Source organism: Photobacterium gaetbulicola (genome assembly GCF_003025515.1).
GTDB lineage: Bacteria > Pseudomonadota > Gammaproteobacteria > Enterobacterales > Vibrionaceae > Photobacterium > Photobacterium gaetbulicola.
On the sequence record NZ_PYME01000001.1, the window covers coordinates 234,550 to 257,413 of the forward strand.

Here is a 22,864-nt window from a genome sequence, read left to right on the forward strand (position 1 = left end):
TCTAATGGCGGGGAGCATAAATGCAATGATAAGACCTATACGACTAGGTACTTAATGTCAAGGAATACAACTTTAGAATTTGACCAAAAGTTTTCTATCCTTTTATCTGCGAAGACATCTGGACAACCAGTTAAGTTACGATATGAGTGTGATAGCTTAGGCTTGCCTTATATAAAAGCGGTAAGATTTTGAAGTCATTATTAATGACATGCCTATCAGTTATTAATCTGCTTAATAAATTATATTTACATGGAGAGTGTAAGTGAAAAATATTAACATTGTCATTGTTTTTCTTTTTTGTTTTTGTACTATGCAATATGCACAGGCTGGTAATTTTTCTGGTTATCAATCAATCGGTGAACTGAAAGTAGACCAAGCCAATCTTATCAGAATTAAAGCTGAAAGTGGGTCGTTATGGGTAGATGACGGACAATGTAATGGTTCAAGTCAAGCTTCACAAGTCTATTTGGATTTATCAAATGAGGCGGGAAAAGCTATGTACTCATTAGTTCTTAGTGCCAAAGTTGCAAATCAGCCTATAGCATTTTGGCTCGATGGCTGTAAAAAACTTTGGGATGTTAATATTCCTATTGTTGTTTCTGCTTATATAAACTAATTGTTGGATATGTTTAAAGAGATAAATATATTTTATGTTAAAGTCACTACATAATTAAAGTGCAAGGTTAAAAATGACGACTAAAACATTTTTCAATTTGGCTATTATTTTTAATGTGGTTGTAACTGGGCAAAGCTATGCTGGTTCTTGTGGAAAAGGGAAAGTCCTTTCAATATTGGAGGGGGGGTAATGATATTGACTATCGCATTACTATCGATTACTCAGAAGGGCAAAGTGAGTTATCTGGCACCGAGAAAAGTGGCTATATTATATTCAGAGATTCACTAGACCAGTCTCGACTTAATGGTATTAGATCTATTGTTCTCACCTCATTTACTACAGGCCAAGTTATTAACACCTATTCACATTCTGAAGATTGTAGTAATGCTACCCAAATATCTGTATGGAAAAAATAACTGAGTGTAGCCTCCATTCTAGAATATATCTAGATACAAAAAATTAATACCAAAAGGCTGGCTAATGAAAACGAAAATAGTCATTTATTGCAGTGTGGCTTTGTTGGCGATCATCTCTATCAATCTTTTCCTTTGGCAGCATGATGCCAAGGAAATCAATATGACTGATAACTCCATCGAAGCACCACAATCTGAGATTCAGATTGATGTCCAAGGCAGTAACAACTTCGAATACCCCGCGCCGGTAAAACAACTCCAGCAGGTGCTGGCTAAGTCTTACCAGCCGCCAGTGTTTGAAGGGGAAGAGATTTTCCCTGAAGATCTTTTGCCGCTTGATGGCAAGGCTTCCGTAAAATCTGAGATGCAGGCTGATATTGATCAGCTTAGAAAAAGAATGGAATCTCTAAAGTAACGTTCGTATACGGAGAATATTACAGTGGATGTAATAAAAAAAATAATACGCAATACGCTTTTACCTACCGTTTGCTTAACAGCCTTGCTCCCTCTGTTTGTCAATGCATCTGACGCCTCCACCTATCTTGAAGGTGAATTTAACGTTAGTGGCGGCCAGGCTGATTACCAGTTACCAATCAATATTGCTCCTGGGCGAGCGGGGCATGCGCCGAACCTTAGTTTGGCCTACAGCAGCGACAATCCTAATGGTATTCTCGGTGTCGGATGGCAATTGCGTGGTTTGTCGTCGATATACCGCTGTGGAAAGAACCTGACTTTTGATGGTAACTGGGGCGGTGTCAATCTCGACAGCGATGACCAGTATTGTATTGATGGCCAACGGCTTATCCCAATTACCGGTAATGCCGGGGCCGACGGGACGGAATACCGTACCCGTATCAATGATCAGCGCAAAATTATATCTTTTGGTAAAAAAGGCAGCGGCCCGCAGTCGTTTAAAGTATGGTCAAAGGACGGCCAGCTTTTTGAGTACGGTAATAATGCGACTGCCCGCCCTGAGCTGGCGGGTAAATCCGATGTCTACAAATGGTCACTGAGCAAGATTTCAGATATCACCCGAAATAACCATATTCACCTTACCTATTACTATGACAAAAATGGTGGCCATCACCGTCTCCAGGAGATCACTTATGTTGGCGGTAAGGTGAGCTTCAATTATGAAGTTCGCGATGATACCCAATTTAGCTATTTGTCGGGTAGTAAACTTAACGCCAACCACCGGCTGTCATCGATTGTCAGTACTACAGATGATGGTGATGAAGTTGCTCAATACAGCTTTTCCTATCAATATTCATCCGGTACCAGCCGTTCGCAGTTGACAACAATCACACACAGTGTCGATGGGGTTGAGAGCGTGCCGGTGAACTTTACTTGGCAGTCCCAGGTTGGGGCACAGTTTGATAGCAATAAGGCAGTTTTTGACCATACTGTTAGAAGATCAAAATTTTACGATATAGGGCGTGACGGGAATGTCGAAATTTTCTCCAATAGTAAGGATCCCAAACAAGTCGTTGTAAATTCAGATTCAGGAAAGAAAATATCAGGCTCGATGTATAGTAATTTTGGTATGACCACTGACTTTGTTATTGCGGATTGGAGTGGTAATAATCAACCGTCTTATAAAATTTTGCCTATATTAAGTTGGGTCAATACTGATTCATATTTTTCTTACCCAGATGGAAATGGTGGCTTTAAAGAGTTTTACACTCGTGACATCAATGAATATGGATGGGCAACTTCCAAAAAATACCCAAGAGATACTAATGGTAATGGCGTTTTCACGCTAGAATCTCGCTGCGAAAACTGTAGTTATTATGATTTTAATGGTGATGGTAAAACAATAGAATACTTGAAGTACTCTAATGGAGTACTGACTTATAATAACGGTTCAAAAACACAAACTGTATTTAGTGGTTCTGAGAAAAAACAGCTATTGCAAGTTGCCGATTTCAACAATGATGGTTATTTAGACCTACTGATTGGTAATTTAAGTTTTGTCACTAGTAACAAGAGTGATAGTGTAAGTAATAAGTTAAAAGTGTATTATTTTACCGGCTCTGAGTTCAAGTTTAATGGCGATGAGTTGCAGGTAACTTACAATACAAGCTTAAAGACAGAAACGTACGATTGTAGTGTGGGGGATAAAGACAAGACTTGTTATCGCTACTACCATAATTTTTCACCTGATGAAGCTGCTATCGTTGATATTAACAGCGATGGATTGCTCGATATCGTTTATGCCGACAAGTCCTTCATCAATAAAAATGGCATGTTTAGCAATAATGCCGTTTCAAGTCGTTACTCAAAGCTCGATATCCATGAACAAGCGGATGTTCAAATTGTCGATGTGAATTCAAACGGTTGGCCGGATAACTTCCATGGTTCGAACATCAAACGCTCAAAAGCGTTTGCTCAAGACCGGATAAAAACAATTTCCGAATATTCAGTGAGCTATTCCCTGGCCTATAAGCCATTGTCTGATCCGGATATACATAAACAGATCCCCTATTACAATTACCCAGTTGTTAATAGTACACCAACGAAGTACGTTGTTTCACAGTTTGAGGTCACTCCACGTGGCTATTCGCCGGTTAAAACAACCTACTTCTACCACGGTGCTAAGTCACACCTGAAGGGGGAGGGGTTCCTTGGTTTCGCCCAGATAGATCGTACCCGTCACGGGGTTAATAAAGAGAAAACGGTCACCACATTTGAGCAAATTGATCCCATTATTGCCGGTCGGGTTAAAGAAATTACCACCTACCGCAACGATGCTAAATACCTCAAGGAATCCAATACCTACAAAACGAAGTCCCACTCCGGGGTGGGGGCAAAATATTACACGGTTACACGCTCCGATCATAAGAGCTATGTATATAACAAAGCCGGCCAGGTAGAAAAGCAAACTGTCCGCGAGTTCGAATATGATAACTTTGGTAATATCACAGAGAAAACCGCCGATATCACCAGCGGGATCAGTGGGGGCGGTAGCTTTACTGAAAAAGCCTCCTATGAGTACCTTAGCTCAGGCAGCATCACCAAAAGTACAGTGCTTTCAGCGACAAGCTCGTCTATTGCCAGTTCACTGTTTACCAAATATGACAGCTTCCAGATGTGGTGCACGGCGAATGGCACCCAGTACATCAAACCGACCGATGAGTTTGTTCTGATCCATGGCGATATTAGCATCCCGCTGATCACTAAACGTTATAACGAATACTACAGGCTGGATACCAGAAGCACGTCCTCGTCCAACGGCGTATCGGTGATCAAGCAGGTCGATTTCGTTTCGGTTTCTGAAAGTAGCTTCAACGCCGCTAATGCTAGCCCGTGCGGTAGCTATGTGGTGGTTGACCATGACGGCAATGGTCAGCTCGATTTATCCACCAGCAAGAAAACAGTCACCCAACTTTTAACAGAGTCGGGGGACAATTACTGGAAAGTCAGTGCCCCAGACACGGTGACTAGCGCCATCAAGGACAATGGCGCCAATAGTTTTAGCAAAACCAACATTACGGTCTATCGCTATGATAGTAATGGCCTATTGCTAGAGGAGCTGATCACTCCAGGGGAATATGAGTCTGGAGATAGTTTCTATGGCAATACATCCAAGCAGGTTGTCAACCGTTATCGTTATGATCCCTATGGTAACCTGGTCGACCAAGAAAATGGCGGTACTGATGCCCAGTCTCGTTCTACAACAACCGTTTACGACAGTAAGGGCTTGTTCTCAATCCGCTCTACCAATGCTGGAAATCTGACGACCACTTTTGAACATGATGCCCGATTTGGCTTGGTGACAAAATCTGTCAGTCCAGTGAAAGGTCGAACAACCTCCTGGAGCTACGATGGTTTTGGACGGGCACGAAAGGAGAACCGACCCGGCAGAGGGGATTTTACAGACTTTGAATACCGCCTTGGAAATCAGTGTATAAAAAGCACCAGCCGGACTGTCAGCTGTATCATTGCCAAAAACGCCAATGGTAACGGCGGTGTATATCAAACTGTTACCCACTTTGACTATGCTGGTCGTGAGATCCGTGCCATGCATCAGGCTTTTGATGGTAATTGGGTCTACCGTGATACCCTGTGGGATACAGATGGGCGTAAAGTGGCCATTACACGCCCAACTTTCAAGGAGCCCGGTAGTCATAGTAGTATTCCGACCGTTACTTTCAGCTATGACGAGCGCGATAGGGAGATAGTCAAAACCGAACCGTCTGCCTCGGGCGGCACGGCATCGTTTACGACGCGATACAGCGGCCTGACTTCAACCATGGTCGATGCCAAAGGCAACGAAAAAACCATTACGTACAATGTATTGGGTCATATCACCAAAACCACGGAGCCATTGGGTGCATATCAAGAATACATCAACTATCCGGATGGAAAGTTAAGGCAGACCGCGGATTCGTCTGGTAATAGAACGGAGATTCGTTACGACAATTTGGGCCACCGTACTTATCTTGATGATCCGGATATGGGCAAATGGAGCTACAACTACAATGTGTTCGGTGAACTGGAGTACAAGAGAGACGCAAACGGTGTTGTTACCAATATAAGTTATAACGACTTGGGGCAAAAAAAAGCAGAGAAACAGGGTAACCAGACATCCAGTTGGAGCTATTTTGATAATGGATTGCTCAAGGCCTTTGTCGGAAACGGCAATAGCCGAGAGTTCATTTATGACAATAATGGGCTAGTCAGTGAAATTGTCGTTAAATCCAACGGGAAAACCTTTAAGAACCGCTATACCTACGACAGTCTTGAGAGGGTTGCCACCGAGGTAAGACCTAATAGCTTGAAGTTAGAGTATTTGTATAACCCTTATGGTTACCATGCCGCGGTACGCAGCCCGAAAGAGTTTGCCGACAATGTATTTAACAGCCCAAGCTTTAAGGCGGATATCCAGAAGCTAATTGATGAAGCCTTGGAGCAGGCAAATGCGTACCTTGCGATAGCGGAAGACTATGCTGATAAGCAAGTGTTCTTTGCGAACAAAGCTGGTGAATATGCCAGCCGAGAAATAGATTTGCATCAGCTTGATAGCCAATCGATACAGCTACTTAAAGACGCCAGTCGCTACAAGAGATACTGTACCGCAGACGGCGAGTGTTATCTGCAGGCGGCAACCTGGGTTCTACTGCACGATGATGTGACCGTCCCGTTGGATATTGACCTTGAACAGTACTTCAAGCTAGACAGTCAGCACAGTGGCACAAAACCTGGACGCAAACTGTTTGATTCAACGGTTTATCGCGTTGATGTTGAGGAATTTAACAGCCGCAACTTCAACAGCCAGGATGAATGGTTGCTTACTGACTATGACCGTAACGGCTTACTTAACCTGATTGGCCGTGATGATGTCTACGGGGCGGGTGCTGGATCGGATACTCGCAACATGGCAAGGGAGGTATATAGCTCTGATGATCTCAGCCTAGCCGCAGAAATCGCCTCGTCCCGTTATCAATACTATTACCAGCTAGCTGACAAACTCGTCAGCTTGGCAGAGCAAGTCGGAGATCTGTTTAACCTCTATTGCGATGACGCTAACCGTTTAGCGGGTAATAGTGACCAAATTATGGGGAGAAGGAATTGTGTCAATGATCAGGAGATCAGCCAAGTCGACCACCTGCAAACCGTATTGACACAGGCTGAGTTAGAGGATGCCAGTGGCGACAAAGGCTTTATTTACTACTGGCAGCGACAAAATACCGATGCTTATGATCATACCTTGGCTGAAACTTTGGGCAATGGCTTGGTTAACAGCTATGTCTATAATCAGGCAACAGGCCGACCTAATGCTATCGCTACCCACTGGGGTAGCAGCGTTGTTAGCCAACGTAACCACTTAAACATAATAGCTGGGCAGAATAAACGTTTCCTACGCTATTATTATGATGAGCACAATAACGTGGTAAGGCGTGATGACTTTGAGCTGGGGATCAGCGAAAGCTTTGAGTATGACGCGCTTGATAGGCTTAGGGCTGCCACACCGATGCTGGATAAGGCTGATCGCCACGGGCCAAACAACCCGGATTTCAATCGTCGGTTCAATTATGACTATGATAAGCTGGGTAATCTAATAGGCAAAACGGATATCGGTGCCTATGAGTATGATGGCAAGAATGCCGGCCCGCATGCTGTCACAAAAGCCAATGGCATCAGCTTTACTTATGACAACGTCGGCAACCTTGTCAAAGGCGAAACCGGTACAGCGGTCAAAACCACTGAGCGCTTGCTGGAGTGGAGCAGTTTTAATAAGCCAACTAAGATAGTGCGCAATGGCCATACAATAGAGTTTGCCTATGATGCCAACTACAATCGTTACTACCGTAAAGACAGCAGCGGCAGTGAAACTTATTACTTCGATAAGCTCTACGAGCAGGTTACCGACCTTAGTACCGGCGAGGTGCAACACAAGCAGTTTATTTATGCTGATGGCAAGCTGATTGCACTGAATATTCAGAAACACGATAGCGACAATCATCTTGAAGATAGGCAGATCCGCTACTTGCATTACGATGCCCTTGGCTCGGTGGACATGATCACCGACGGCTACGGCTTTATTGTAGAACGTCGTAGTTACGACCCATGGGGTAAAACTCGCAATATCCAATGGGCAGATGAAGACGACGCCAGTACTTTGCGCCAATTTACCTTGACCAACCGTGGTTATACCGGGCATGAGCAGTTGCCGGAGGTCGGGATGATCCACATGAACGGCCGGGTCTATGACCAAGAACTGGGGCGTTTTTTAAGTGCGGATCCGATTATTAAATCGCCGTATATGACCAATAGCTTTAATCGCTATTCCTATGTCACCAATAACCCACTGAAATATGTCGATCCAACCGGTTTTGTACTTGTTGAAGGAAGCGGTCAAGATGACGGGTTAGGCCGTACGAGTGTCGACTTGGGTGGGCCTAAAGACCAGCGAAGAGAGAGTAATCGGAATAATGGACGAGATCGTCATCATCAGGGAAGCGATACTTCAAAGAATAACTCATTAATCAGTGAGCCTGTTGATGAACAACAGATTACGTATAGCGAAATCCCTTCTGTTGAGAGCCAAGCCATTATAAACGTCATTGATGAAGCTATTGATTACGTAACGAATATAAGGGCTATTGAGCAAGGCTATTATGAAGTCTTAAATGCTACTAGAGAGAATTTTATTGGAACGCTCGGTAGTGTATCATTTTCGATTGGTATAGCATTCATTGAAAAGAAAATACCAGGTCCAAATGTTACAAAGGGGGCAAACAGTACACTTTCTCGTAGTGGCGCGTTTAAAGAAGCGAAACTAAAAGCTGGGGTTCCACGGAATCAGCACCCAGATAAAGTCTATAAAGAAAAAATACGTGACCAAGATGGGCACGTAGAAGGTCGTGTTTATGAGTTTAAGAGGCAGGATGGAAGTACTGCTACGATTAGAGAACATTCATTAGGCCATAAGTTAGATAATCACGGCCCTCATTTCAATAGCGAAGTTCGGTCAGCTGATGGTATTAAACAGTCATTAGGCGGAAACGGTGACTCGCATACTTACTTTAATTAGGCAGAAAAAAATGAAATCAATTTATCTTTATGACGTAGGTATAAGACCATGGGAACAAACAACATCAGTAGCAGATCACAGATTTGCAACTATTACTGTTGTTCAACGGTCGGTTAGTGACTTGTTGGGTCTTTGGCTGACGCTTGTTACAAGCGTCAGCGAACGGCTGCCTAGAGCTTTGAAGTGGAGAACCGTTGGTCATTCTATCGAAGGTTCGAAAGTCCAGGAGTTGAAGCTTTTAAAACAGCTTAGATCAGGCCTTGTTAATGACGACCTTCTTAGGAAAAATGAAGACTCAAATATCTATTCGTATGTAAAAAGGTTATCTGAGTCTATGTCAGAATTCGATTTAAATACGATTACTCAGGCTCAGTATACCTCTCTTCTATTTTTACCTGATAGAGAGCCAAGTATTGCTACTGTTTGGAAAGTATTTAAGAATTCTGATACGGGACTTGATGCCATGGGGATGGAAAGAACCCTCGACTTACTTGATAATTTGCTTATCTGTCGAGTAACGGAATCAGATACTCATGTGAGTACTCAGTTTATTGGTGTTGTGGAGCAGGTGGACGAACTATTAGTAAAGTTAAACGACTTAAATATAACCAGGGTTGAAAGCGATGATGTTGCTAAATTAATTAGCAATTAGTTGTTACAAAGGAGACATAATGAAAAATTACTTTGGCTTTGCCATTTTACTAGTAAGTTTTTTATCTTCAGCTGTACACGCTAGCACCGGGAAAATTAAGCGAATTTACCCTCAAGGCGAATTAGTAAAGTTCCAGCTAAAAGACGATTCATGTAATGCTGCCTACAATTATTATTATTTTGATACATCATCAACCCAAGGTAAGAGTACATACTCGCTATTACTATCTTCTGCTGTTGCTAGACAAGCAGTTTCAGTACGGTTTGAAGGAGATGAACAGCCTTGTGATCCAAATGTAGATAAGAGAATTATGTACATTTATGCTGATTATTGAGCGAAAGTTTATGGCCCTGTTAGAAAAACAGCAGCCTAAAAGGGGGGATACAAGAAATTAGTTTGCCCCGCTTTTGCTACCAAAGGTAGAGATAAGCGCAGGACAACATACACAACATTGAACAACCGATTCATGAAGGCAGATTTCTCCCTTACCCTCGTCTTCAGATTATCCGTCCGTAACCAAGAATCTAATTGCCTTTTGTTCAACCATCGAGGATTGACTTCCTCGATGGTTGAACAGGCTCGCTTACGTATCTTAAATCCACCAGCGGTCACTATCAGTTATTAGATAGGGCATGGTTAAACTCTATACTGTTATTGCGGTTTTTAGTGGGCTACAAAGGATCCTTGATCGTATAAAATGACGCCGAAGTAGCCATAGTTCAGGAATGTTGAGTGAAATTAGAGGGGGCAGGCAACAGTCGCAGGAACCGGGGCTCCACGATGAAAAAAGGCGGATCTGATGATCCGCCAAAATGAGCCAGTGAGTTATGGTTGTTTTATTCAGGCTGCGCCGATGATACCGCCGTCGGTGCGAGTGATGCGGATCACCGACGAACGTGGGATAGCGTCGCCGCCATCTGGGAAGTGGGAAGGTGCCAAATCTTCACCCGGGTGTTGGACACCGACGAACATGGTTTTTTGATCTGGGCTGAATGTCAGGCCGGTAATTTCACAGGCGATAGGGCCAGTCAAGAAACGACGGACTTCACCGCTGTCAGGGTCACCACACAGCATTTGGTTGTTGCCCATACCGGCGAAGTCTCCCTGGTTTGAATACTTGCCGTCTGTTTGGATCCATAGGCGCCCGGCGTTATCAAAACCGATACCGTCAGGGCTGTTGAACATGTTATCGGCGTTGATGTTGTCGCTGCCTGCCATTAAGCCTTCATGTACCGTTGGGTTACCGGCGATGAGGTAAAGATCCCAATCGAAGTTGTTTGACGTATGATCTTGGCCCGATGGCATCCAGCGAACAATGTGGCCGTAAGGGTTCTTCTCGCGTGGGTTGACCGCATCAACAGGTTGATTGGCCTTCACACCACGGTATTTGTTGTTGGTCAGCGTGCAGAAGACACTTTGGTTCTTCGGGTTTACTGCGACCCACTCAGGGCGGTCCATGGTGGTTGCGCCAACTTGAGTTGCAGCTTTACGGGCAAAGATAAGCACTTCAGCCTGGCTGTTGAAGCCATTTTCCTTGGTCAGGCCGTTTTTGCCGAATGTCAGTTCAATCCACTCGCCCTTGCCTTCCAGTTCACCGTCTTTGGCATTGAATTTGGCCACATATAAGGTGCCTTCATCAAGGATGTCGCGGTTGGCAGTTGGATTACTCGGGTTGTACTTGTTCTTCGAAACGAACCGATAGAGGTGCTCGCCACGCTCGTCATCGCCCAGGTAAACGACAACACGGCCATCATTGTTAATGGTCAACGCCGCATTTTCGTGTTTAAAGCGGCCAAGCGCGGTCCGTTTTTTCGGCGTCGAATTTGGGTTCATAGGATCGATTTCAACGACCCAGCCGTGGCGGTGCGGTTCGTTGGGGTTCTTGGCAAGATCAAAGCGCTCGTCATGCTTGAACCAATCGTAACCGGCACCTTTGGTATTCAGGCCGTAACGCGCATAGTTGCTGTCAAGGGCAGGGGTTTCTGTTGAGCCAAACAGGCCATTGAAGTTTTCCTCGCAGGTGAGGTAAGTGCCCCAGGGTGTTTCACCATTCGCGCAGTTGTTGAACGTTCCTAGTACCTTGGTGCCTTTAGGATCGGCAGCGGTTTTCAGTAGGGCATCACCCGCAGCAGGCCCCGTTAATTCCATCTCCGTGTTGGCAGTAATACGGCGGTTTAAACGGCCTTCCTTGTTAACCTCCCATAGGCCGTTTATTTTCTTCAGTTCCACTACAGAGATACCATGTGCGTTTTGTGACTTGAGTACGTCATCAGCTGACATGTCTTTCCCCTGGTGGGCAAACAGGTATTCATGGTTGGTATATTCGTTGTTGATTGACAACACCCCACGATCATCACTGATCTGGAAAAAAGTCATACCGTCATTGTTGTCACCAAACTGAAGCGCTTGAGCTTTGCTGTCAGCCTTTTGGCTAAATACTGGGGCACCTTTAAATAACGGATCGCCCCAAGAGATAAGAACATCGGCTTGGTAGCCTTTTGGCACAGTGACTTTATCTTCTGTGGAAGCAGGGATGGCTTCGAAGCCAATCAGGTCTTTGTTGTCTTTCGAGGCCGCAATTGCACTAGATAGGGGGGATGCACCGAAAAAAGCGACAGTCCCTGCCGCTGAAGAGGCTTTGAGGAACTGACGACGGTTAAGTCCTTTTTCGACGATTTGATTAAACTCAGGTTCTGCGCGGCGAGAGAATTCAGATTTGGCGCTCATGTAAGCTTCCTTTTTATTATCGCAATAATAGGCTGTTATGTATTTTGTTGTCAGTATCCTATCGGGCGATTGTGACAGAAATGTATCACTTTGGTGATCGTCACTTTACGAAATAGAAGCATTATTGCGATAGCGACGCAAACGTTTGCTTTATATTGTTTCTAAATGTTTCCGTGGTCGTTTTTTTCATTTTACAAGATTGAAATCAAATTTCAGACCATTAAAATCCGCGCCCAAGAATTATTAAATTGTATATTTTTGGTGAGACGGACCAAAAGTTTCTACTTCAGGACCTATTCCTGAAACTACAATTTATCCGTAGCTGGGTAGCTATACATCTTGGTTTATATGCCTCACGCTAAGTATATATTTAATAATATCTTTCCGATGATTTTTACCCTTAGGGATTTGTTGTGAATTTGGATAAGATATTTAAGCTTTCTGAGCGAAAGACCACTGTTTCAACCGAAATGTATGCAGGTTTTATTACTTTTTTGGCGATGAGCTACATCCTTGCCGTTAACCCTGCCATTTTAGGGGACATCCCTGGAATGGACCGGGGGGCGCTATTCACAGCAACTGCTATTGCCTCAGGCTTGGCGACGTTGGTGATGGGGATCTGGGGTAACTACCCTGTCATGCTCGCACCGGGCATGAGTATGAATGGCTTCTTTAAGGGCATTCTTCTCAGCGGCTCTATTGCACTGGTGTGGCATGAAGCCCTATTGGGCATCTTCCTTTCAGGTATCATCTATCTGCTGTTGAGTATGACTTCAATCCGTAAGAGCTTGATTGAATCGATTCCAGAAGATCTAAAGTTGGCCATTTCGGTATCTCTAGGCTTGTTTATTGCTTTCCTCGGCCTGAAAAACGCCGGTATTATCGTTTCAAACCCTATCATTCTGGTTAGCCTGGGGGACATCCGCGATCCCCAGGTGGCAATTGCTTATATCTCTATCTTTATCGCTCTGGCTTGCATGATCCGCAATATCAAGCTGGCCACATTCTTCGCATTCATCTCTGCAATTGTGCTGACAGTCGCTGCCGATATGCTGATGGGTACCAGCAATGCGCCAATTCCAGACTCCATCGTGTCTCTGCCTCCGAGCATTGCGCCGACATTCGGGCATATTTTTGATTTCTCCGGCTTTACTCCGGAAAAAATGTTCGACTTGCTGTTTGTTGTTTTGATTTTCCTAATTGTCGACTTTTTTGATGGTCTAAGCACTATCGTTGGTGTAGGCCGTGATGCCGGCATCATAGACAAAGACGGTAAGGTGCCAAATGCTAAATCTGCGTTAGTTGCCGATGCTGGCGGTACCGTGGTTGGTGCGGTATTGGGTACGACATCGGTTACGGCTTTCTCTGAATCTGGTATTGCATCATCGCAAGGGGCAAAAACCGGGTTGAGTGCGGTTGTTGCAGCAGGCCTGTTCTTTGCTTCGCTATTTTTCTATCCCATTTTCTCTATCTTCTCGGCGGCGATGGTCGCTCCGGCCATGGTCGTCGTCGGTATTTACATGATTGGCCGTATTGCCAAGATCCGTTGGGAAGTCGTGGAGGTTAGAATTGCCTCTTTCTTCACTATCATGTTTACCGTTCTGTCCTTTTCTCCGGCGAACGGTATGGCAATGGGCTTTGTCAGCTACGCGTTCTCGATGGTTGTGGCAGGTAAGGCAAAGGAAGTGCACCCTGTGATTTATACCTTGGCAGTAATTTTCCTCGGTTACCTACTATTTATCTAAATCAGTAACGACAATCTGTGTAATCACTTATAAAAGCGGCCTCTGGCCGCTTTTTGTGTTTATGCGGTGAGCTAATTTTTATCGCGGCATCACGAACCATAGAGACATTGCAGATATAGAGAGTTTAACTTTAATGAATGTAAGTCCGGCGGAAACTTGCATCCACTACTGATGGCTACAGGTCTAACTAAATTCATCGTGAATGATTTGGTAATGGTTAGTTCACAAAGCAAATTGCCTGTTGGAATATGCTTCTGATGCGCATAAAACTAACATTTTTTGGTCAAAGATTGTCCTTTAGATGTTGATTTATAGCAAAACTTGACACTATAGGGGTGGAAATGGTTTGATCTATCCATTGTTTGATTATTTACAGGGCTAACTATTTTGTGCCGAGGGGTAACTGAGACATTATCTGGCCCATCAGTCTAATCTTACTGATAGGTCAGATAATGCTTCCGAAGTGCTTCGGCATACTTGTAGGAAAATACAATGAAAAAAGTTGATAGATACAGCATAGACAATACGGATTACACGGTAGGGCAGGACAACATCCAGAAATGGGGGTTCGATGTTCACAACCCTGTATTCGGTACCAGTGCTGGCTTGATTGTTCTCTTTTTGATTGCTTCTTTGGTCAGTGATCCAGCGACAGCTAAAACCGCGTTAAATGGTGTGAAGAACAGCATCATTAACAACTTTGACGCTCTATTTCTTTGGTCTGGTAATATTTTCGTGATCTTCTGCTTGGGACTGATCTTTTCGCCATTTGGGAAAATCCGAATCGGCGGCCAGGATGCAGAAGCAGACTATTCTCGTATGTCATGGTTGGCGATGCTATTTGCTGCTGGTATGGGTATCGGCTTGATGTTCTGGAGTGTAGCTGAACCTGTCGCGTATTACACAGGTTGGTATGGTACTCCTCTCAATGTTGACCCTAACACCCCTGCGGCAGTAGAGCTTGCGTTGGGGGCGACCATGTACCACTGGGGCCTACACCCTTGGGCGATTTATGGTGTGGTAGCGCTTTCGCTTGCTTTCTTCGCGTACAACAAGGGCCTACCTCTTTCAATTCGATCTATTTTCTATCCGATTCTTGGTGACCGCGTCTGGGGTTGGCCGGGCCACATCATTGATATCTTTGCTGTTCTTGCAACATTATTCGGCCTTGCAACATCACTAGGCCTCGGAGCACAACAGGCAGCAAGTGGTATCGAGCATGTATTTGGCATCTCTGGGGGTATTGGCCTGCAGATTGCCGTTATCACCTTGGTTACCTTGCTGGCAGTGATCTCTGTTGCCCGTGGTATCGATGGTGGTGTAAAGCTGCTGAGTAACATCAATATGTTGGTGGCTCTGGCGCTGCTGGTATTTGTCGCGCTGGCAGGGTTTGCTATCTCGATGGGGACAGTCCCAACAACAGTTACAGGTTATGCCAAGAACTTCTTTGCCTTGAGCAACCCGCATGGTCGTGAAGATCAAACCTGGCTGCACGGCTGGACTGTTTTCTACTGGGCTTGGTGGGTATCTTGGTCGCCTTTTGTTGGTATGTTCATCGCACGTGTTTCTAAGGGCCGTACTATTCGTGAGTTCATGATTGCAGTGCTGATTGTTCCAACACTGATTACAACCCTTTGGATGTCTGTATTCGGTGGTCAGGCGATTGACCAAGTCATCAATGGTATCGGTGTCCTTGGCGAGAATGGGCTCACCTCGGTGCCGCTTGCGATGTTTGAGATGTTTGAATCGCTACCGTTGAGTTCACTGCTATCAGTAACAGCGATTATCCTGGTAATGGTGTTCTTCATCACTTCATCGGATTCAGGTTCACTGGTTATCGATAACATCACTGCGGGCGGTAAAATTGACTCGCCGATGCCACAGCGTATCTTCTGGGCATTTATCGAAGGTGCTGTTGCTGCTGTGCTGCTTTATGTTGGTGGTACAGAAGCTATCGAGGCGCTGCAGGCGGGGGCGATTTCAACCGCATTGCCGTTCGTATTTATTCTGCTTCTGATGTGTGTCAGCTTGCTGATGGGCTTTAGCACAGAGAAGTACAACAAGTAAAACAGCTTACATAGAGATCAAGAACGCCGTCACAATGACGGCGTTTTTTTATTCTAAGGGACGTATTTCCTATAACCAGATATCCGATATTGGTGTATCCGGAGAGAAGTGATAGGCAATTTGTGCCTGCAGTAACTCTGCGGTCGCAAGTGCATCCGTTACTGCATGGTGCGGCGGGTAAACAGGGAGGCCATAGCGCTGGCGTGCGCGAGCAAGGCGAACCGAGCCAGGACGTTTACCTTTTAAGCGGTTAATGATACCGCCGTTATCACGCTGTTGTATCGCCATTTCGATAGCCATGGTATCGACAACAGGAAAGTGTATCCCTTCTCCCAAACGGCTAAGCAAAGCTTGATTCATAAATTCACGTTCGATCTTTTGGTAGTGAACGACAACAATTTTGCCAGCCAGCGCATTTAATACTCGCTCAAGAATTTTCAGCAGATCAGGGGCGTTTTCTACTTCGGAATCGGTAATACCGTGGATGATCACCGATTCCTCATTGAGAGGGCGGTGAGGGTTAACTGTCCATTGCGCAGATTCCCTGCAACGGATGCGTTGCAGAGTGAAAGGAATGAGGCCAATACTGATGATTTCGTCTTTCTTCGGGTCTAGCCCTGTGGTTTCGAAATCCAGGGCCACGAAGGGCACTTCACTCAGCGGCGTATCACCATTGACCATAGGCGTAGAATAGAAACTCTTCAGCCTGTCGTCCTTCGCTTTGTCATGCAAGGTTTGAAAGAAGGTTGGCCAGTCTGGTGTGCTGCGGGTGTTAAGCAGTTGTCGGTGGTGCTTGGTTTTACTTACTGTCATACTGCTATTCACCGGCGATTACCCTGGTAGCGGAATTTGATAAAGTTCTGGGCATTACTGAGGATCTGGAATGCTGCTTTCAGGTTCCGGCGCTCGAAGTCAGACATATTTTCCGGCTCGATACTGTTATCGGCTTCTATACCAGCTTCAATATCGAGTGCTTGGTGACGGATTCGAACCATATAGATGAGTTCCATCGCATCACGTAAATCTTGCCCTCGCCCTTTTGGTAAAATACCGGCTTCAATTACGTCATCCAGCCGTTCGAAAGAATTTTGAGAGCGTGAGCCTACCGCCAGGGCGTGGACGCGGATCAAGTCAGCTAGCGGGGCCGTCCCCCGACGTTTGAGGTTGATGGAGTTGTTGTGTCTGCCATCTTTTTCCATGACGAAATCTTTGAAGAAACCCAGTGGAGGAGTACGGCTAATGGCATTTCGGGCCAAACAGGCCAGGAAGCGGTTATTTTTCCTGGCGCGGCGGACCACGAAGCTGTTGAGCTGCTCGGCCCACTTTTCACGACCACAGACACCAGACAGGTCGAAAAAGATAGAGCTGTTAAGGAGTGCCTGTGGTTTTGGATTGTCGATCCACTCAGCAAAACATTCTTCCCATTCCGTACGCGTTTTGCGCCATTCTGGGTTGGTTGCCATGATGTCACCGGTACAGTAGCTGTAGCCACATGCCGCAAGCCCATCACAGACAAACTTGGCGAACTTCTCAAAGTATTCACCATGCAGTTTTTCGTCATAGCTATCGTCTAGGATCAGTGCGTTATCCTGATCAGTCACAATAAGTTGCTCATCGCGCGCCATGGATCCCATTGCCATGAGGCAGAATGGAATAGGGGCTGGGCCCAGTTCTTCCTGAGCCAACTCCGCAAGACGTTGTTTGAAACTGCGACCAATGACAGATAATGCACTGCCGATCATATGGGCATTAGCATCTTCATTCACCATACGCACGAAACAGTGTTTAACTTCTTCAGAAACAACCTGTAGCTCTTCAACAGTTTGTTGCTGGAAAATAGTACTTACCAGCAACAGGCTGTTTTGTGACTCGTAACGAACGATGTCGGTTAGACCGATCACACCGATTGGATGCTTGTTTCTCAGTACGGGTAAATGGTGCACATTGTAACGAAGCATGGTCAGCATCGCTTCGAAAACATAGGCATTGTGATCAAGCGAGATAAGCTCGGTGCTCATCACTTCGGAAACCGGTGTTGAAGTATCTAAGCCTTTGGCAATAACACGGGAACAAAGATCGCGATCAGTAATGATACCAACGAGAGGGTCATAGTCGTCATCGTCACTATCTTCGTTTGGCTCAACAATGAGCATGGCAGAGATATTCTCTTCAGCCATGGTCATGGCAGCGGTTTGAATACTTTCATCACGGCTAATGGTGACAGGATCGCGTGAGAGTAAGGTGCGAACCTTCGAGGTCGTAAGATCATTCTCTTCGGCGTGGGTTGAGACAACGTTACGCAATCGGGCGCTATCCTCAAGTTCCACGAAGTCGGCAAAGGTATCGTACTCATCACACAACTGATTGAAGATTGCTTCCGGAATACAGTAAACCAGAGTGTCTTCGATGGCGCGGGCCGGCATTCTGACTTTGTTGTTCATCAGTAGGCCCATTTGGCCAAATAGATCGCCTTCATCAATCCGGTTGTATAATTCACCTTTACGGCGGTAGATTTCAACCGCACCGCTGCGGATGAGGTAAAGGTCATGTATTTCATCACCAAAGTTTAGGATCATGGAATCAGCCCGGTAATAGGCGACCTCTATATTGAGGGCGATTTCTTTTAGCGACTCTTCCGGGAGTGTCTTGAAAGGGGGGTATTGGCTGATAAAATTGAGAATTTCCAGCTGTTCGGCTTCCATTGTGTGATCCGCGTTGCTTATGGTGAATGGCTATTAGTATACCTAATTTGGCCAGGAATGCTTGTACCAAGCGCAGTCTAACTGCACTATATAATTGAAAAATAAGGACTAGGTAACCAGTTCTGTATAAACTTTGTGCAGTAAGTGATTTTGGTGTTTGCATTCAAGTTTATGCAAGATGCTTTTTATCTGTGATTTTGTGGTTTCTTTTGATACCCCCCTAAATTGGGTTATCTCACTGCCGTCATAACCTCGAGATAATAACTGGATAACTTGTCTTTCTGCTGGGGTGAGCGTATCGGGCAATTGCAAACTGCCGTGCTGCAAGGGGATAGTGCCAAATTTATTCATGAGTTGTTGCTTAGATAAATAATATTGTGACCATGGTACGAGGGCGTCCATTAGTTGTTGTAACTGCAACTGGCACTCTGGCTTGAAAGGGGAGGAATAGCGATGGAACGTCAATACTTGTACGTCTGACTTATTTAGACGGCAATAACCGCTTAGCGAATGTTTAACGGCAATGGTGCGAAGCATCTCATCCCTGAACCATTCATCTGTAATTTTATTTAAGGGGAGCATGGTTTGTAGCGGAACGATTGTACCTTGCAAGTTTTGTTGCGAGTAATGCCGGAGGTATACATCGCTTTGTGAGTGACGTTCATAATATTCGAGCAGCGGCTGCTCAATGCCGGCGTGAAAAACGTGACCCAGCGAGAGTTTCGGTGAAGAGCCGAGAAAGAGAATACTGACATCGGCGCCGACGGATCGTCCTATATCAGCCACAACGTGGTTAATATCCAAATGAGATTGGCCTGCTTCGATAAGGTTCCGTATCCAATAATCGGCTCTATTCATAGCATAAATTTGTCACTAGCGTTTAATATAAACATTAATGACACCCTTAACGATTACAAAAAAAAACTGGCATCTTGTGATCTTGATAGGTAAATCTATAGGGAAGAGAGAAATATTAATAGGAAGTGAAATGCATATTAGATACTGTGCTTTTGAACAACATGCCGATGAGATGCTTGCCATTTTTAATGATGCTATTTTGAATACTACGGCGCTCTATGAGTATGAACCGCGTACGATGGATGTTATGGCGCAGTGGTTTGAATCAAAAGAACATGGTGATTACCCCGTTATCGGGGCATTCGATCAAGCGGGGCGGTTAATGGGCTTTGCCTCGTTTGGTAAATTCAGGGAGCAACCAGCTTTTCAATTTACCGTTGAGCACAGTATTTACGTATCGAGAGAGCACCGGGGAAAAGGAGTGGCGGTAGAGTTGATGAAAACACTTATCGTGTTGGCTGCCCATCAAGGTTACCGTTCATTAATTGGAGCTATCGATTTGGAAAATATTGCGAGTTTACGATTACACCAAAAATTCGGTTTTGAGGAAGTCGGCATTATCAAACATGCAGGCTATAAATTTGAACGTTGGTTAGACCTTGCGTTTTATCAGTTAGTACTCGATACATAAGTACGTCAGCGCAATGTCAAAAGCGACCAAAAAACGATCAGGCGATCACCTTGCAGCAAATAAATGGTGTAATTTAGTACAGTTATCATGATGTAATACAGTATACTGGTTATTTATCCAGTTAACGAGACAACGGCAGTTACACACTAAGGTTACAATGATCAAAAAGGGCGATACTGGCCAGTATCTTAGTGATGGAACTGTCTTGTATATGTGATTACAGTGGCTAATTTCAACACACATCTTGGAACAGCCGCACTTACGAGTAGTTTGGCGGCTACAGCACTGCTTTCAGCAGGACACATTGTGCCGATCACTGCATTGTGGTTGATGTTATTGGGCACCATTGGCGGTTTGTTGCCGGATATTGACTCCGATAATTCGACTTCGATGAGTACACTTTTCCGCTTGTTCGGCGGGTTGATCACGTTCAGTTTCGTCGGCCATATTTATCAAATGGTGTCGATGTTCGAGCTCATCGTCTACAGTGTGTTTTGCTATTTGACGATTCGGTACAACTTCAAGTCGTCGTTAGAGAAAATTACGGTTCATCGTGGTTGTTGCCACTCATTGGCATTTATCGCTGCGGCTGGCTTATTGACCGTCTGGTTGGTTTACTTATTGGGTTATAGTGATATTACGGCCTGGCTGTCGGGCGGCTTTATTTTTTTTGGCGGTGTTGTTCATTTATTGCTCGACGAGTTGTATAGCGTAGATTTAGCCAACCGTCGACTGAAGCTATCCTTTGGCTCCGCGTTAAAGGTTTTCTCTCCGAAAAACCCCTTTATCAGTGCGTTTCAGTGCTTATTGATTGCAGCGTTATATTTGCATGGCCCATCTTTTGATAATACCTGGCAGCAGGTAAGTAATTGGAGCGATTTTCGTTTCAAGCCGGAATGGCTTAATCGCGATGAGGTCATGCACTTTTTTGATGAAGTCGTGAGCTCGACGCAAAAGGCAATGAGTCAACGTCAGGGGTGAGTCTCAAGAAGCGGTGTATTCACATCGCTTTTATATTTTTCATGTGTGTGATGATATTTTGACGCTCTCGACAAAATAATACCGCTGTAGGCGTATTGATAAAAATCAACAGAATTGAATTAATTCATGGTAAAGTGAAACCTTTATTACGTTATTATTTTTATCAATACTCATGCATTTAAATATCAATAATATATCTGTACGGAAACAGGTTCTTCTTCCGGTACTGCTGATATGTGCCATTATGGCGCTTGCTTTTGCGGTAGTAACGAAAGAGTCTCGCTCACAACGTGAAAATAGCAGTAACACGACAGTATCGGCACTAGAGCAAAAAACAATTTCACAACAGATACTTGAGCATAGTTTTGCCGCACGCGTTAGTGCAATTTATGCCCTTTATGATCAAACTGCATTTCAAAATTTGGATGCAGAGATAAAGAAAGGCTTTGATGCAAATAAGATTCTGCTGGAGCAGTTATCGCGGACTGGCGCATTGGTTAATAATGTGAATGCAGTAAAAGACAAAATGGCTAATTATGAGCGTTTTATCAGTAATGATTTGAAGCCATTCGTCGCCCGTAAAAATAGCATTGGTGTGACATATCAAGAGACTGAAATGCTATCTGCTAATTTCAGAGCAGTAGGCAATGAACTTATCCTGTCTATCGATGAGTTGACCAATGCCATTGATCGATATGTCGAGCAAGAAATCATCGTAGTGGAAGCAGAGTATCGTCAAATGATGCAAAGCGTTATGTTGATTATGGCCGTTATGGTTGTCTCCGGCCTTGCGATTGCCTGGTTATTGTCTGGACGGATGGTTAAACCCATTCTGGATGTCCGTGAGGTGTTAAAGCAACTCTCTTTGGGAAACCTGACGGGACGAGTACATGTATCGGGTTCTAATGAAATCGCCGAGTTAAGTCGAGATCTGAATAACACGTTAGATCAGATGCAAGAAACGATATCTCAATTGAACCGTATCAGCGAAGAGGTGGCAGCGGCATCGACAGAGCTGGCAGAGGTTATGAGTAGTTCACAAGCCAATGCCCAGCAGGAGATGGCTGAAATCGAACAAGTTGCGTCGGCAGTTAATGAGCTTTCTAGTACTGCGGACAATGTGAGCAGCAATGCGCAAGATGCGGATACATGTGCCAAGCAGAGCCAGAGAATGGTAGATGAAGGCCGGAATGTATTTAGTCAGAGCGAGCAGTCGAACAAGGTAACATCAGATAAAATGTCTGAAGCCGCTGATGTTGTGATGCATTTGCGTGAGCAGTCTGATCAGGTCAGCAAGGTGATTGAAGTTATTCAGGCGATTTCAGAGCAGACTAACTTGCTGGCACTGAATGCTGCCATTGAGGCGGCTCGAGCTGGTGAATCAGGTCGTGGTTTTGCCGTGGTGGCCGACGAAGTACGCATGTTGGCTGCACGTACTCAGGAGTCAACCCAAGAAATCCAGGCGATCATCGAGGATCTTCAGCGTCAGTCTGCCAGTGCCAATGATGGGATGCAGCAATCGTTGCAGATGCTGAAAGAATCCGAGGAACTGACGAGCTTGGCGAACGAAGTCTTTGAAGGTATTACCGATGCGATTACCTCTATTGGTGATATGAACACCGAAGTGGCAACAGCAGCTGAGCAGCAATCGATGGTAACCCAAGACATCAATAAGAATGTGGTGAATATGTCTGAGTTGGTCAACCAAAATGTGGTGGGGATCAGCCAGAGTGCCAGTGCCAGCGAAGAGTTGTCGCAGCTGGCCGAACAGCAGCGCAAACAGTTGGCGTTTTTCCGCTACTAGCGGCACCGTAAATTTTATGACATTGAAAAGGAAGCATCAGCTTCCTTTTTTTTTGCCAGAAATTTTGCTCTATATCAACCTTCTTATCTGTTTATCGCTTCTTATTGTTTTTATCACCCGAGTGGGTGATG

At 44.9% G+C, this 22,864-nt stretch carries 14 protein-coding genes, 1 pseudogene and 1 riboswitch; of the genes and pseudogenes, 10 read left to right on the forward strand and 5 right to left on the reverse strand.

The features are described from left to right. Positions 1-262: 262 nt before the first annotated feature. From C9J03_RS00975 to C9J03_RS00995, 5 genes are all read left to right on the forward strand, one after another. A complete protein-coding gene (locus C9J03_RS00975; protein WP_044620982.1) occupies positions 263-616 on the forward strand; it encodes a hypothetical protein in 354 nt (117 codons plus the stop codon). 480 nt (positions 617-1,096) lie between these two features. Beyond that, positions 1,097-1,444: a hypothetical protein gene (locus C9J03_RS00980; protein ID WP_044620983.1), complete on the forward strand. Its 348-nt coding sequence runs from the start codon at positions 1,097-1,099 to the stop codon at positions 1,442-1,444. 24 nt (positions 1,445-1,468) lie between these two features. Beyond that, a complete protein-coding gene (locus tag C9J03_RS00985) occupies positions 1,469-8,566 on the forward strand; it encodes an RHS repeat-associated core domain-containing protein (protein WP_082060465.1) in 7,098 nt (2,365 codons plus the stop codon). A 10-nt stretch (positions 8,567-8,576) separates the two neighbouring features. After that, on the forward strand, positions 8,577-9,218 hold the full coding sequence (locus C9J03_RS00990; RefSeq protein WP_044620984.1) for a hypothetical protein: 642 nt from the start codon (positions 8,577-8,579) through the stop codon (positions 9,216-9,218). Between the two features lie 19 nt (positions 9,219-9,237). After that, positions 9,238-9,552 (forward strand): hypothetical protein, encoded by a 315-nt coding sequence (locus C9J03_RS00995; RefSeq protein ID WP_044620985.1) that lies wholly within the window; start codon positions 9,238-9,240, stop codon positions 9,550-9,552. Positions 9,553-9,665: 113 nt separating this feature from the next. Here the strand turns inward: C9J03_RS00995 and C9J03_RS26980 are convergent. Continuing rightward, a pseudogene (locus C9J03_RS26980) lies at positions 9,666-9,874 on the reverse strand (IS6 family transposase); the annotation flags it as partial. 184 nt (positions 9,875-10,058) lie between these two features. Continuing rightward, a complete protein-coding gene (locus tag C9J03_RS01000) occupies positions 10,059-11,945 on the reverse strand; it encodes a PhoX family protein (RefSeq protein WP_044620986.1) in 1,887 nt (628 codons plus the stop codon). Positions 11,946-12,173: 228 nt separating this feature from the next. Further along, positions 12,174-12,273: riboswitch (purine riboswitch) on the forward strand. 85 nt (positions 12,274-12,358) lie between these two features. Between C9J03_RS01000 and C9J03_RS01005 the strand changes: the two genes are divergently transcribed. Together C9J03_RS01005 and C9J03_RS01010 are read left to right on the forward strand one after the other, a co-directional pair. Continuing rightward, positions 12,359-13,690, forward strand: a complete 1,332-nt coding sequence (locus C9J03_RS01005; protein WP_044620987.1) for an NCS2 family permease — start codon at positions 12,359-12,361, stop codon at positions 13,688-13,690. 492 nt (positions 13,691-14,182) lie between these two features. Then, a complete protein-coding gene (locus C9J03_RS01010) occupies positions 14,183-15,757 on the forward strand; it encodes a BCCT family transporter (RefSeq protein ID WP_044620988.1) in 1,575 nt (524 codons plus the stop codon). A gap of 69 nt (positions 15,758-15,826) precedes the next feature. Here C9J03_RS01010 and C9J03_RS01015 read toward each other — a convergent pair whose 3' ends face one another. From C9J03_RS01015 to C9J03_RS01025, 3 genes are all read right to left on the reverse strand, one after another. Beyond that, a complete protein-coding gene (locus tag C9J03_RS01015; protein WP_044620989.1) occupies positions 15,827-16,570 on the reverse strand; it encodes a 3'-5' exonuclease in 744 nt (247 codons plus the stop codon). A gap of 8 nt (positions 16,571-16,578) precedes the next feature. Then, positions 16,579-18,459, reverse strand: a complete 1,881-nt coding sequence (locus C9J03_RS01020) for a DUF294 nucleotidyltransferase-like domain-containing protein (protein ID WP_044620990.1) — start codon at positions 18,457-18,459, stop codon at positions 16,579-16,581. Between the two features lie 108 nt (positions 18,460-18,567). Further along, complete coding sequence (locus C9J03_RS01025; RefSeq protein ID WP_044620991.1) at positions 18,568-19,317, reverse strand: helix-turn-helix transcriptional regulator; 750 nt, start codon at positions 19,315-19,317, stop codon at positions 18,568-18,570. Positions 19,318-19,447: 130 nt separating this feature from the next. On the opposite strand from C9J03_RS01025, the gene C9J03_RS01030 reads away from it, so the two are divergent. The 3 genes from C9J03_RS01030 (at position 19,448) to C9J03_RS01040 (ending at position 22,733) form a co-directional block, all read left to right on the forward strand. Continuing rightward, positions 19,448-19,948: a GNAT family N-acetyltransferase gene (locus C9J03_RS01030; protein ID WP_039458462.1), complete on the forward strand. Its 501-nt coding sequence runs from the start codon at positions 19,448-19,450 to the stop codon at positions 19,946-19,948. Between the two features lie 222 nt (positions 19,949-20,170). Then, positions 20,171-20,929 carry a metal-dependent hydrolase gene (locus C9J03_RS01035; RefSeq protein ID WP_044621882.1) on the forward strand — a complete coding sequence of 253 codons (759 nt, stop codon included), beginning with the start codon at positions 20,171-20,173 and terminating at the stop codon, positions 20,927-20,929. 244 nt (positions 20,930-21,173) lie between these two features. Further along, entirely contained in the window at positions 21,174-22,733 is a 1,560-nt protein-coding gene (locus C9J03_RS01040; RefSeq protein ID WP_052260586.1) for a methyl-accepting chemotaxis protein, read from the forward strand. Positions 22,734-22,864 lie beyond the last annotated feature (131 nt).

Bases quoted from the DNA above. Each gene is read 5' to 3' on its own strand.
- C9J03_RS00990 (WP_044620984.1), top strand. From the start codon at position 8,577: ATGAAATCAATTTATCTTTATGACGTAGGTATAAGACCATGGGAACAA.
- C9J03_RS01010 (WP_044620988.1), top strand. From the start codon at position 14,183: ATGAAAAAAGTTGATAGATACAGCATAGACAATACGGATTACACGGTA.
- C9J03_RS01025 (WP_044620991.1), bottom strand. From the start codon at position 19,317: ATGAATAGAGCCGATTATTGGATACGGAACCTTATCGAAGCAGGCCAA.
- C9J03_RS01020 (WP_044620990.1), bottom strand. From the start codon at position 18,459: ATGGAAGCCGAACAGCTGGAAATTCTCAATTTTATCAGCCAATACCCC.
- C9J03_RS00995 (WP_044620985.1), top strand. From the start codon at position 9,238: ATGAAAAATTACTTTGGCTTTGCCATTTTACTAGTAAGTTTTTTATCT.
- C9J03_RS01030 (WP_039458462.1), top strand. From the start codon at position 19,448: ATGCATATTAGATACTGTGCTTTTGAACAACATGCCGATGAGATGCTT.
- C9J03_RS01040 (WP_052260586.1), top strand. From the start codon at position 21,174: ATGGCGCTTGCTTTTGCGGTAGTAACGAAAGAGTCTCGCTCACAACGT.
- C9J03_RS01000 (WP_044620986.1), bottom strand. From the start codon at position 11,945: ATGAGCGCCAAATCTGAATTCTCTCGCCGCGCAGAACCTGAGTTTAAT.
- C9J03_RS00980 (WP_044620983.1), top strand. From the start codon at position 1,097: ATGAAAACGAAAATAGTCATTTATTGCAGTGTGGCTTTGTTGGCGATC.
- C9J03_RS01015 (WP_044620989.1), bottom strand. From the start codon at position 16,570: ATGACAGTAAGTAAAACCAAGCACCACCGACAACTGCTTAACACCCGC.